Annotated in this window: 10 protein-coding genes and 1 pseudogene; 5 read left to right on the top strand and 6 right to left on the bottom strand. The window is 67.1% G+C overall.

Going from position 1 to position 11,894, the window contains the following annotated elements; genetic code table 11:
• Positions 1–323: 323 nt before the first annotated feature.
• A complete protein-coding gene (locus ACFY2B_RS23515) occupies positions 324–1,664 on the top strand; it encodes a UDP-glucose dehydrogenase family protein (RefSeq protein WP_390765039.1) in 1,341 nt (446 codons plus the stop codon).
• A gap of 91 nt (positions 1,665–1,755) precedes the next feature.
• On the opposite strand, the gene ACFY2B_RS23510 is transcribed toward ACFY2B_RS23515, so the two are convergent.
• The 3 genes and pseudogenes from ACFY2B_RS23510 to ACFY2B_RS23500 form a co-directional block, all read right to left on the bottom strand.
• On the bottom strand, positions 1,756–3,021 hold the full coding sequence (locus tag ACFY2B_RS23510) for a hypothetical protein (protein WP_390765038.1): 1,266 nt from the start codon (positions 3,019–3,021) through the stop codon (positions 1,756–1,758).
• Positions 3,022–3,371: 350 nt separating this feature from the next.
• Positions 3,372–3,440, bottom strand: a pseudogene (locus tag ACFY2B_RS23505) (CGNR zinc finger domain-containing protein); the annotation flags it as partial.
• Between the two features lie 1,477 nt (positions 3,441–4,917).
• Positions 4,918–5,556, bottom strand: a complete 639-nt coding sequence (locus ACFY2B_RS23500; RefSeq protein ID WP_390765037.1) for a hypothetical protein — start codon at positions 5,554–5,556, stop codon at positions 4,918–4,920.
• 895 nt (positions 5,557–6,451) lie between these two features.
• Between ACFY2B_RS23500 and ACFY2B_RS23495 the strand changes: the two genes are divergently transcribed.
• The 3 genes from ACFY2B_RS23495 (at position 6,452) to ACFY2B_RS23485 (ending at position 8,056) form a co-directional block, all read left to right on the top strand.
• Positions 6,452–7,288 (top strand): Scr1 family TA system antitoxin-like transcriptional regulator, encoded by an 837-nt coding sequence (locus ACFY2B_RS23495; protein ID WP_390765036.1) that lies wholly within the window; start codon positions 6,452–6,454, stop codon positions 7,286–7,288.
• Positions 7,285–7,494 carry a DUF397 domain-containing protein gene (locus ACFY2B_RS23490; RefSeq protein ID WP_390765035.1) on the top strand — a complete coding sequence of 70 codons (210 nt, stop codon included), beginning with the start codon at positions 7,285–7,287 and terminating at the stop codon, positions 7,492–7,494. Before ACFY2B_RS23495 ends, ACFY2B_RS23490 begins: the two co-directional genes overlap by 4 nt.
• A gap of 142 nt (positions 7,495–7,636) precedes the next feature.
• On the top strand, positions 7,637–8,056 hold the full coding sequence (locus ACFY2B_RS23485; protein WP_390765034.1) for a VOC family protein: 420 nt from the start codon (positions 7,637–7,639) through the stop codon (positions 8,054–8,056).
• Positions 8,057–8,165: 109 nt separating this feature from the next.
• Here ACFY2B_RS23485 and ACFY2B_RS23480 read toward each other — a convergent pair whose 3' ends face one another.
• Genes ACFY2B_RS23480 through ACFY2B_RS23470 form a run of 3 tightly spaced genes read right to left on the bottom strand, consistent with a single transcriptional unit; the run spans position 8,166 to position 11,034 of the window.
• Positions 8,166–9,344, bottom strand: coding sequence for a dipeptidase (locus tag ACFY2B_RS23480; RefSeq protein ID WP_390765052.1), 1,179 nt, complete (start codon positions 9,342–9,344; stop codon positions 8,166–8,168).
• Between the two features lie 32 nt (positions 9,345–9,376).
• Positions 9,377–9,874, bottom strand: coding sequence for a 5-(carboxyamino)imidazole ribonucleotide mutase (purE, locus tag ACFY2B_RS23475; protein ID WP_376537400.1), 498 nt, complete (start codon positions 9,872–9,874; stop codon positions 9,377–9,379).
• Between the two features lie 20 nt (positions 9,875–9,894).
• The gene (locus ACFY2B_RS23470; RefSeq protein WP_390765033.1) at positions 9,895–11,034 is read right to left on the bottom strand and encodes a 5-(carboxyamino)imidazole ribonucleotide synthase; all 1,140 of its coding nucleotides are present in this window, start codon (positions 11,032–11,034) and stop codon (positions 9,895–9,897) included.
• A 175-nt stretch (positions 11,035–11,209) separates the two neighbouring features.
• On the opposite strand from ACFY2B_RS23470, the gene ACFY2B_RS23465 reads away from it, so the two are divergent.
• Positions 11,210–11,713: a GtrA family protein gene (locus tag ACFY2B_RS23465; RefSeq protein ID WP_376537378.1), complete on the top strand. Its 504-nt coding sequence runs from the start codon at positions 11,210–11,212 to the stop codon at positions 11,711–11,713.
• The last annotated feature ends 181 nt before the right edge of the window (positions 11,714–11,894 follow it).

Here is an 11,894-nt window from a genome sequence, read left to right as displayed (position 1 = left end):
ACCGCCGCGAACGGCGCGATCTTCGCCTCCACCAGCGAACGCACGGAATCACGGAGCATCCCATGCTCCTCGGACGGGCGGTACAGGTCGAAGTCAGCGGATCCGGCCACGGGCTCTCACGCTCCAAGGACGCAGGGGGTACGACGCGGGCGATGACGCTAATTACCGTTAAGTAACACAGATTTTAGGGGCTCGCCCACGGCACGCCCACGGCACGCCCACGTGAGCTTGACGACAGCGGGAAAGTTGCCCGCGTGAGCGCGCGAACGGCCCCCGGCTATGCTCGGCCCTCGCATCGCATCCGTACCCTTCTGGAGTCCCCCATGAGCCTGAAGATCACCGTGATCGGCACCGGCTATCTCGGCGCCACGCACGCCGCGGCCATGGCCGAGCTGGGCTTCGAGGTGCTGGCGCTCGACATCGTGCCGGAGAAGATCGATCTGCTGCGGCGCGGCGAGGTCCCGATGTACGAGCCCGGACTCCGGGAGTTGCTGCGCCGGCACGTGGCCGGCATCGAGGGCGCCACCGGGCGGCTGCGCTTCACCATGGACTGGGCCGAGGTCGCGGAGTTCGGCGATGTGCACTTCGTCTGCGTGAACACCCCGCAGAAGTACGGCGAGTACGCGGCGGACATGTCGTACGTCGACGCGGCGGTCGCCTCCCTGGCGCCCCATCTCACCCGCCCCGTCCTCGTCGTCGGCAAGTCCACCGTGCCCGTCGGCTCCGCGGAGCGTCTGGCCGCCTATCTGGCCGAGCACGCGCCCGCCGGGGCCGATGCCGAACTGGCCTGGAACCCGGAGTTCCTGCGGGAGGGCTTCGCCGTCGAGGACACCCTGCACCCGGACCGGATCGTGGTGGGCGTGCGCAGCGAGCGGGCGGAGAAGGTGCTGCGGGAGGTGTACGCGACGCCGGTCGGCGAGGGCAGCCCGTTCGTGGTGACCGACTTCCCGACCGCCGAGCTGGTGAAGACCGCGGCCAACTCCTTCCTGGCCACCAAGATCTCGTTCATCAACGCGATGGCGGAGGTGTGCGAGGCCGCGGGCGGCGACGTGGCCAGGCTGGCCGAGGCCATCGGCCACGACGACCGGATCGGCAAGAAGTACCTGCGCGCCGGGATCGGTTTCGGCGGCGGCTGCCTGCCCAAGGACATCCGGGCGTTCATGGCGCGGGCGGGCGAGCTGGGCGCGGACCAGGCGCTGACCTTCCTGCGCGAGATCGACTCCATCAACATGCGCCGCCGCGGCCAGATGGTCGAGATGGCCCGGGAGGCGCTGGACGGCTCGTTCCTGGGCAGGCGGATCGCGGTGCTCGGCGCCGCTTTCAAGCCCGACTCGGACGACGTCCGGGACTCCCCCGCACTCAATGTGGCGGGCCAGATCCACCTCCAGGGCGGCCAGGTGACGGTGTACGACCCGAAGGGCATGGGCAACGCCCGCCGCCTCTTCCCGACACTCGGCTACGCGGACTCGGCGCTGGAGGCGGTCCGGGGCGCGGACGTCGTCCTGCACCTCACCGAGTGGCGGGAGTTCCGCGAGCTGGACCCGGCCGCGCTGGGTGAGGTCGCGTCCACGCGGCTGCTCCTCGACGGCCGCAACGCCCTGGACCCCCAGGTGTGGCGCCGGGCCGGCTGGACGTACCGCGCGATGGGGCGCCCGACCGCGTAGCGCGACCGCCGTGGGCGGCCTGCCCGGCCCAACCGCCGTACACGTACGCCGTGGGGGCCGCATCCGGGCGTGCTCCGACCTCTGCGGTCCGTCAACGCGTCCGCTTGCTCCCCCGCGGTTGCGTCGGCCCCGGCTGGTATCCCGGCCGGGGCTGCGGTTGCGTCTGCCGCCGCTCCCACAGCCCGTGCACCTGCCGCTCCAGCACGGCCATCCGCCGCTCCTCCGCCGTCACATCAGACGCACCCGACCCTGCCCCCTGAGACCCCTGCCACTGCTGCTGTGGCACCCCCTGCTGCTCCTGCAGCCCGGCCACCCGCTGCTCCAGCTGCGCCATCCGCCGCTGGTACAGAGCCGCTATGCCCTGCTCCAATCGCTCCACCCTCACCTCGTCGGGCGTGCGCCGACCCGGCGCCGGAGTGCCGGGCCGGCTGGCCGAACTGAGCGGAGATGGATTTTCAGAGGCGGCATCGCCAATGAGGTCGTGAGACAGACTGCTTGGGCCGTATACGTCAGCGGGTTGGCCATACTCCATACTGGTTGGCGGTTGACCGAAGTTGCGGGACGAATCGCTTTGGCCGTGGTCCACAGGGGACGGGCCGTAGTCCATTCCGTTGAAACCTTGCTGAGGTGAGTAGCCCTGTGCGGTAGGGCCGTAGAGGATTTTCCGCCAATCGGGGTTTTCCATCATGAAATTCTCGACACCGATCGCGATCTGAGATTCCTCCGGAATGGCGTGGCCTGAAACGCCGATTCCCGCCTGACGGCCGGGCCCGGTGTTCATGCCTGCATCGACCCCATCCGGGAAGGCAACGTAATCCTCGATACTACGGGTCGAATTGACGGAAACAACCGGAACTTCCTGCACGAAACTATTGGGCGTGCCGGGGAGCACAGCCAAACCTTCATGCCCCAAATTTTCCTGCGCTACGCCCGGGCCGAAAAAATCCATTGGATCGCCGAAATCCTGATTCAAGGCTGCGAAATCAAGCCCCTGGAGATAACTAACCTGGTCGTCGGCCATCCCGGAGGCGGGGGTCATTACGTGGTCCTGTGTGCTGATTTCCGCCCAATAGCCGGACGCGGGGTTCAGATCTGCACCGGCCAAGCCGGACGAGTCAGGGATGCTCTCCGGTTCCACCCGAGCCCCCGAAGCCCGAGAGCTTTCCCCTCGCCCGTGGAAATTACCGAGTTGATCCGGGCCCCTTTGCTCTCCTGACTCGATGGGTACGATGCGATACCCTTCACCCAATTTTTCGGGTGTGTAGCCATGCTTCTTAAAACCTTCAACCAGGTCCTCCGAGTATTTAGGAAACCTCCCCCATGTCTTCTGTTCATCAAACCAGCGACCGAAATCCACAGCTCTGACTTCTTTACCTCCCCTCGCTCTACGTATCTCCAATGGGACGAGTTTACCCGATGGGGGCAAATTCCCTTTCTCCCTGCTCATGAGCATCCCAAAATAAGCGTCGTCGGGAATTCCCCGTGGCACAGAGCACCTCCTACAGGAACCGGCAGACCTGTCCCTGGTAACGGCTCCCGCTTTCCGATGGTTCACCAGAATGAGAGCGGGTTGCCGGGAGAAGGAAATAATCACCAGGCAAGCAGGGGAACGTGACGCCGGTTCGGCCGAGGCTCAGTCGGCCGAACCGGCGCCCATCCGCATTCTGCCCCGTCGTTCCGCGGCACGAGCGGCGAACCGCCCACGGCTCACGCTCCCTTGGCCCGATACCGGCGCATCTTCGCGCGCGCCCCGCACACCTGCATCGAGCACCAGCGTCACTTCCCCCCTCCCCTGAGTCCCCTTCAGCTGCCGAAGCTCCGCCTGCAGTCGCGCCAGCTCCTGCTCCTTCTCCGCCCGCTCCTGCGCCGTCATGGGCTGGTTCGCCGCATTGCTGCCCGCTCCGTAATTCCCGGATTGACCGACCGACCCGACCTGACCGGCCTGTCCGAGATCAGGCTGAGTTCCCCAGACGGAACCAGCGACAGAATTGTAAAGCGACGTGTTCTGGCCGTCACCCCCAGCGTATTGACCGTAGTCCATGCTGATCAGGGCTTGGTCGAAGTAGCCGTAAGGCTGGGCCGGAAAGGCGAGTGTGCTGAATCCCGCCTGGTTCCCGAAACCGGAGGCATGGCCGAAGGACACACCCTGAAATTCCTGGCTCTCGAAACCATAGGCCGAATCAGACACACCCATGGCCCCCTGGATCCCGAAATTCGGGGGGTGCAAGAGTTTCGTCGGATCATCCATCCCATAGATCCATTCCACGAAATCAGGATCCTGGTACTCATTTCCTTGGCCGTGGGCCGTAGAGGACGCCAGGGAGGGGATCGCGGAGGGGTACATGGCCTGGCTCTGTGCGCCGGTTCCCGCCTGATTGCCGGGGGTCACGCTCGCATCGGCCGATCCCGACCAGCCAGGGAAGCCGCCCGGTGCCCCCGGAGCGCGAGAACTTTCCCTCTCTCGCCCGCGGAAGTTGCCGGATTGATCGCGGTCCCTTTGTTCTCCTGGCTTGATGGGTACGATGCGATAACCCTCGCCATACATTTCGGGTTCGAAGCCGTGCTTCTTAAAACCTTCGACCAGGTACGCCGGGTATTTAATACGCCTCCCTTGCTCTTGCTGGGTCTCAAACCAATAACCGAACTCCACATCTATGGGCTTTTTACCTCCCTCCGCTTTTTTATCATTCACCTCCACCGGGACCCGAATTCCCAGTCTGGGCAATTGCCCTTTCTCCCTGCCCTTCAGTATCGCAGCATAAGCTTCGTCGGGAACTCTTCCCACGGAGGATCTCCTTCAGGAACTGGCAGACTTTTCCCTCGGTAACGGCTCCCGCCTGCCGATGGTTCACCAGGATGAGAGCGGGTTGCCGGGAGAAGGTCGCGGTCAGGCAGTCGGGGTGCATTCCTGCTGGCCGTGTGTGGCGGGGGTGGAGGCGGGGGCCGGAGGTCTGTCGTCCGCGGACGCTCCGTGGGTCATACCGTCACCTCTCCGCCACCGTGAACGCGGACAGGGGGAACGGGGCACCCGTCGTACGTGTACGGGTGGTCCACGCCCAGTGCGGCGAGGGCCGCCGCGCGTCGCACTCACACCCTCATCGATCAACGGCTCGGCGGCCTCCCCTGCTGCCCGTTCCCGCTTCCGTTCCAGTTCCCTGTGGTGAGACCTGCCGCGGCTGATCCGTCCCTTGGGTCCAGGATCGGCAGGGAATGCCCCGCTCGTTCAGCCGTTCCGCGACGCAGGCGCGGTCCATCAACGCCTCGGCGTCTTCCCCTTCCCGTTCCTCATCTCCCGCAGGTCCGCCTGCAGTTGCGGCAGCACCTCCCGCGCCAGCGCCCTCCGGTCATCGGCCGTCATGCCTCGGCCCGCCGCAGCGGCCTGGCCGGTCCGGCCGAGCGGAGGCTGAGTTCCCCGGACGTGCTCGGCGAAGCGATTGTCAGGCAGACTGTTTCGGTCGTATCCCTCTGCGGGGCGGCCGTAGTCCATAGCGGTCGGGGCTTGGCTGGGGCTGACGTAAGGGCCCAGTCCGCCCACCTGGTTCCCGTAACCGTAGACCGGGTGGGCGGGCACATTCTGGACTTCCTGGTACCCGTAACCGTAGACCGGACTGGCGGGCACATTCTGGGCTTCCTGGTTCCCGAAATCCGGGGGGTAGAAGAGTTCCATCGGATTGGAGACTTCCCGAAACCAGTCCATGAAATCAGAATCCGGGGAATGACCACTTGGATTGTAGGCCGCAGAGGGGAACATTCCCGTGGAAATATTGCTCTGCTCGTAGGCCGTGAAGACAGACTCCACCGGGGAAACGCTGCTCTCGCCGTACGCTGTGTAGGGAGTCGTGATGTGGCCCTGTGCGCCGGTTCCCACGTGATAGCCGAACTCGGGGTTCACGCGTGCAGCCGGTTCCGACTGACCGAGACTTTCTTCCTGCCCGCGAGAGTTACCGGTTTGACCTTGGCCCTCATCTACACTCGAAACGTTCCGCAGACGCTGACAACCCAAATGTTCTTCGGGCACATAGTCGTGCTTTTTGAGCGCTCGGGCCAGACTTTCCGAATATCCCCGACCCCTTCCCATACTCGTCTGGGTATAAATCCAAGAATGCCAGTAAAACTCTTCGGTTGCACCCCCCACAGTCACCTTGACCTTTGGATCACCCTTTCTGGGCAATTCCCCTTTTGGTGTCCTTTCAAGTAGATTTATGAGAGCCTCATCGGAGATTGCTACCACGGAAGACCTCCTTCAGGAACCGGCAGACTTCTTCCGTGGTAACGGCTCCCGGCCGCCGACGGTTCACACGGCCGGGAGCCGGACCGTCGCCTCGGCCAGGGCGCAGGGCCGGATGACCACTCGTCGAACCGGAGCGCCGGCCGGCCCGGGGGCTCGCCGTACGTGTCAGCCGGGCCTACGGCGCTGAGCGGGCGCGGTCACAGCACCTCACCCCCGACTGCGCGCGTTCGCACGGCGGTCTGTGCACGCAGCGGCTGTGCGGGGGCGGCGGGTTGTACGTCGGCCGGGTCAACGACCCATTCCCGCCCGCCCGTTACTGCGCAGATATATCTGAGTCCGTCAAACTCGCCATGAAATTCGGGGACTTGTTCGTCCGAGTCCACCAGAAGAGTGCCAAGGGACGGGAGAGCGGGGGTTTTGCCGCCCCGCGGGATTGATCTCACCGCACACGGCTGTTCCTCTCTGTAGCGTTATCACTACGGGGAGGTTCAAGCGTTACCCACGCCTTGGTGCCCTTCAAGCTGCTGGAACAGAACGAAAGGTTGGTGCACCGCCCTTGAATCGCAAGGAGTTGAACCCGGATGCCTCACCTCAGGCGGCCTACGGGGCGCGTTTACGCAGCTTGCGCGAGAAACGTGGGTGGACCCAGGAGGAACTGGGCACCCGTACGAACTATTCCAGCGTGCACGTCTCGGCTATTGAAACCGGTCGGAAGCCTCCGACTCTCCGCTTCTCGCGCAGTACGGACCAAGCCTTCGGCCTCGCGGGCAGAGCAGACGCTTTCGAACGCTGGTACCGCGAGATGAAGCACAGCGCGTTGCTGGAGGGGTTCCCGGAGTACGTCAAGCACGAGGCACGGGCCGTGGAGATCCGGCTGTTCGAGATCGGGATCATTCCCGGCTTGCTTCAGACACCGGCGTACGCACGCGCCCTGGCAGACGGCGATGCTGGACGGGGCACCATCACGCCTGACCAGGCCGCAGAACGCGTCTCGGTGCTGGCGGAGCGACAGGCGACACTGGTACGGACCCGGCCGCCCACCATGCTCGTGGTGATGGACGAAAGCTGCATCCGCCGCCCGGTCGGCGGCGCCGCAGTCATGAACGAGCAGTTCCAACGCCTCGCCGAGTTCGCCGCGTTGCCGAACTCCATGCTCCAGGTTGCTCCGTACGACATGGGCGAGCGACGACCGTTCAACCTGCCGCTCAACCTGCTGACGCTGCCGGACCGGTCCATGATGGCGTACGCGGAGTCCCAGGCCCGGGGACACCTGGAACGCGAACCTACGTTCGTCCTGTCCGCGTTGTCGGCCTACCATCAGTTGCAGGCCGAAGCGCTGTCACAGACCGAATCCGTGGCGGTGATCAACCAGTTGCGAAAGGGCACCCCGTGACGACCCAATCCCCTCGCTGGTTCAAGTCCTCCTACAGCTCCAACGGCGGCAACTGCATAGAGGTCGCCGTAAACCTCGCCACCTCCCACGACCAGGTCCCCGTCCGCGACTCCAAGAACGCGGACGGCCCGGTCCTCGACCTCCCCACCCATGCCTTCACCACCTTCGTGGCAGGCGTCAAGGCCGGAGACTTCGGCACCGTCTGACCGCCCAGCGGGACCGTCCGACCACCCGGCACCAGGACCCCGCCGCGCCGTGCCTGAACGTCCGGCGCGGCGGGGTCCTGGAATGCCCCCTGCGGGGCCAGCATGGGGCCGACCTGGTCCCGTCCCGGAGGAGGGCACCCCCATGACAGACGTAACACCCCTGAAGCCACGAGAACCCTTCGCACGGTTCCGCTCCGTCGTGCTCGACTGCGCCGACCCGGTGCGGCTCGCCGAGTTCTACGCGGCGATCGTGGGCGGCGTCCCGCGCGTCGAGGACGAGGACTGGGTGGTCCTGGAGGCACCCGGCGCCCCACGGATCGCCTTCAACCGCGAGCCGGAATACCAGCCGCCGGCCTGGCCGCGCGAGGGCGGCAACGCGCAGCAGGTCCACCTCGATCTCGACGCCGGACGGACCTGGGCGGAGGTCGACGCGGCCCACGCGAAGGTGCTGGAGCTGGGCGCCCGGCCGCTAAACCTGGCGGACCGGGAGACGAAGGACTTCCTGGTGTACGCCGACCCGGCCGGCCACCCCTTCTGCCTGTGCCGGATCGACCACACCTGAGGCCTCCTTCAGGAACCGGCAGACTTCTCCCGTGGAAACCGCTCCCCGCCTGCCGACGGTTCACCAAGGTGGGAACGGGTTATGGGAAGGCCACGGTCAGGCCGCGCGGTCAGCCGTCCAGCGACTCGATCGTGGCGTTGGACGGCGCGCGCGTCGCCTGAAGCTCGCGGGCCACGTCCTCCGCCGCGCCCAGCACCCGTACCGCGTTCTGCCAGGTCAGCTTGGCCAGGTCGGCCTTGGACCAGCCGCGGTCCAGCAGCTCGGCGATCAGGTTCGGGTAGCCGGAGACGTCACCGAGGCCGTCCGGGGTGAAGGCCGTGCCGTCGTAGTCGCCGCCGATGCCGAGGTGGTCGATCCCCGCGACCTCACGCATGTGGTCCAGGTGGTCGGCGACGGTGGCCACCGTGGCGACGGGACGCGGATGCGCCTCCTCGAAGGCCCGGTGGACCTTCATCGCCTGCTCCGTCGTGTCGAGGTGGTGGAAACCGTGGACGCGCATGTTCGCGTCGGCCGCGGCCGTCCAGTCCACCGCGGCCTGGAGGACGAACTTCGGTACGAACGTCACCATCGCCACGCCGCCGTTCGCGGGCAGCAGTCCGAGGACGTCGTCCGGGATGTTGCGCGGGTGGTCGCAGACCGCGCGGGACGAGGAATGCGAGAAGATCACCGGCGCGGACGTCGCCGCCAGCGCGTCCCGCATCGTCGTCGCCGCCACATGGGAGAGGTCGACGAGCATGCCCAGGCGGTTCATCTCCCGCACAACCTCGCGGCCGAAGGCGGACAGGCCGCCCACGTTCGGCTCGTCCGTCGCCGAGTCCGCCCAGGGCACGTTGTCGTTGTGGGTGAGCGTCATGTAGCGCACGCCCAGGCCGTACAGACCGCGCAGGGTGCCCAGCGAGCACGCGATGGAGTGGCCGCCCTCCGCGCCCATGAGCGAGGCGATACGGCCCTCGGCACGCGCCGCCGTCATGTCGGCCGCGGTCAGCGCGGGCGCCAGGTCCTGCGGGTAGCGGGCCAGCAACTGCCGTACGCAGTCGATCTGTTCCAGGGTGGCCGGGACCGCGTCGGGCAGGTCCGAGCGGACATACACCGACCAGTACTGCGCGCCGACCCCGCCCGCGCGCAGCCGCGGCAGGTCGGTGTGCAGGTGGGCGTTCTGGTGGCCGGCGATGTCGCGGGCGCCGAGGTCGTAACGGACCTGCTCGCGCAGGGCCCAGGGCAGGTCGTTGTGCCCGTCGACGACCGGGAAGTCCCGCAGCAGCGCCCTGGCTTCGTCCAGTGAGGTCATACCTGTCACGTCCCCTCCCTCGCTTGCTTCCCTCACTTGCCGAAGCCGAAGCCGCCCGACCCGTCCACCTTGGCGCGCAGCCGTTTGCCCTTCTCGGTGGCCTGGTCGTTCAGCTCCCGCTGGAAGTCCCGCATGCGGGCGAGCAGCTCCTCGTCGTGCGCGGCGAGGATGCGGGCCGCGAGGAGACCGGCGTTGCGTGCGCCGCCGACGGAGACGGTCGCCACCGGGACACCGGCCGGCATCTGCACGATCGACAGCAGGCTGTCCATGCCGTCGAGGTACTTGAGCGGGACCGGGACGCCGATGACCGGCAGCGGGGTCACGGAGGCGAGCATGCCGGGCAGATGGGCGGCGCCGCCCGCACCCGCGATGATCACCTTCAGCCCGCGCTCCGCCGCCTGCTCGCCGTACGCGATCATCTCGCGGGGCATCCGGTGCGCGGAGACGACGTCGACCTCGTGGTCGATCTCGAACTCGTCGAGGGCCTTGGCCGCGGCCTCCATGACGGGCCAGTCGGAGTCCGACCCCATGACGATGCCGACAAGAGGACTCATTCGGTGATCGTGCCCCTCAGGTATCCGGCTGCGTGACGGGCGCGCTCCAGCACGTCGTCCAGGTCGTCGCCGTAGGTGTTGACGTGGCCCACCTTGCGGCCGGGCTTCACGTCCTTGCCGTACATGTGGATCTTGAGCTGCGGGTCGCGGGCCATGCAGTGCAGGTACGCGGAGTACATGTCGGGGTAGTCGCCGCCGAGCACGTTGACCATGACGGTCCACTTCGCGCGCGGGCGGGGGTCGCCGAGCGGGAGGTCGAGGACCGCGCGGACGTGGTTGGCGAACTGCGAGGTGATCGCGCCGTCCTGGCTCCAGTGGCCGGAGTTGTGCGGGCGCATCGCCAGCTCGTTGACGAGGATGCGGCCGTCGCGGGTCTGGAACAGTTCGACGGCGAGGTGGCCCACGACACCGAGTTCCTTGGCGATGCGCAGCGCCAGTTCCTCGGCCCGCACCGCGAGCACCTCGTCCAGGCCGGGGGCCGGGGCGATCACCGTGTCGCAGACGCCGTCGACCTGCCGGGACTCGACCACCGGGTAGGCGACGGCCTGGCCGTGCGGGGAGCGCACGACGTTGGCGGCCAGCTCACGGACGTAGTCGACCTTCTCCTCCGCGAGGACCGGCACGCCGGCCCGGAACGGGTCGGTGGCCTCCTCGGCGGTCTCCACGACCCACACGCCCTTGCCGTCGTAGCCGCCGCGCACGGTCTTCAGGACGACCGGGAAGCCGTTCCCCTCAGCGGCGAAGCGGACCACGTCCTCCTGGTCGGCCACGATCCGGTGCCGCGGGCAGGGGATGCCGATGGCGTCGAGCCTGGCCCGCATCACCCCCTTGTCCTGGGCGTGCACCAGCGCGTCCGGGCCGGGGCGGACCGGAATGCCCTCCGCCTCCAGGGCCCGCAGATGCTCGGTGGGCACGTGCTCGTGATCGAAGGTGATCACGTCACAGCCCCGCGCGAACGCACGCAGCGTGTCCAGGTCGCGGTAGTCGCCGATGACGACATCGCTCACGACCTGCGCCGCGGAGTCCTGGGGAGTGTCACTGAGAAGCTTGAACCTGATGCCGAGCGGGATGCCTGCCTCGTGTGTCATACGAGCGAGCTGGCCCCCGCCGACCATGCCGACTACCGGAAACGTCACGCCCCCAGGGTATCGGCCACGCCACGGCGGCCGGATTCCGCTCCTCTTCGCCCGCGTCTCACCCGCTTTTTCCCCGTCTCTTGCCGACCTATGGGCCGATACGGAGGCGGGGAGGGGAGGCGCTGGTTAGCATGGCTGGGTTGACGGAAACCTACGGACAGGAGCCTGCACGACCATGGAACCCGGTTCCTCGGGGCTGCGAAGGCTTGTGCACGAGGTCGCCAAGTTCGGCGCCGTGGGCGGTGCCGGACTTCTCGTCAATCTCGGCGTGTTCAATCTGGTACGGCACGTCACCGACCTTCCGGTCGTCCGGGCCAGCATCGTCGCCACCGTCGTCGCGATCGTCTTCAACTACATCGGCTTCCGCTACTTCGCGTACCGGGACCGCGACAAGAGCGGCCGTACCCGGGAACTCACCCTGTTCCTGCTGTTCAGCGTGGTGGGCCTGGTGATCGAGAACGGCGTCCTGTACGCGGCGACGTACGGGTTCGGCTGGGACAGCCCCTTGCAGAGCAACGTCTTCAAGTTCCTCGGCATCGCCGTCGCGACCCTGTTCCGCTTCTGGTCGTACCGCAGCTGGGTGTTCCGGGCGCTGCCCGCCCGGGAGACGGTCGCCGACACGGAGTCCTACCTCGCGACGGAGCCGGCGACCGACTCCCCGCGCCAACGAATCCCCTGACCCCCGGCCCACCAAGGGGCACGAGGAACCCACGCCCACCGATGGGCCCGGGAAACCACGCCCGCTGAAGGGGCGCGAGGAACCGCGCACGGCACCCGAACCAACGGATCTCCTGGGCACGGGCCCACCCCGTCAAGGGGCGCGAGGAACCGCGCACGGCAAGCACAAACCACCCGCGCAC

It is taken from the genome of Streptomyces sp. NPDC001270, assembly GCF_042896695.1.
In the GTDB taxonomy this organism is placed as follows: domain Bacteria; phylum Actinomycetota; class Actinomycetes; order Streptomycetales; family Streptomycetaceae; genus Streptomyces.
Note: the sequence above shows the minus strand (reverse complement) of the source record. Positions and strands in the feature narration are given on the sequence as shown.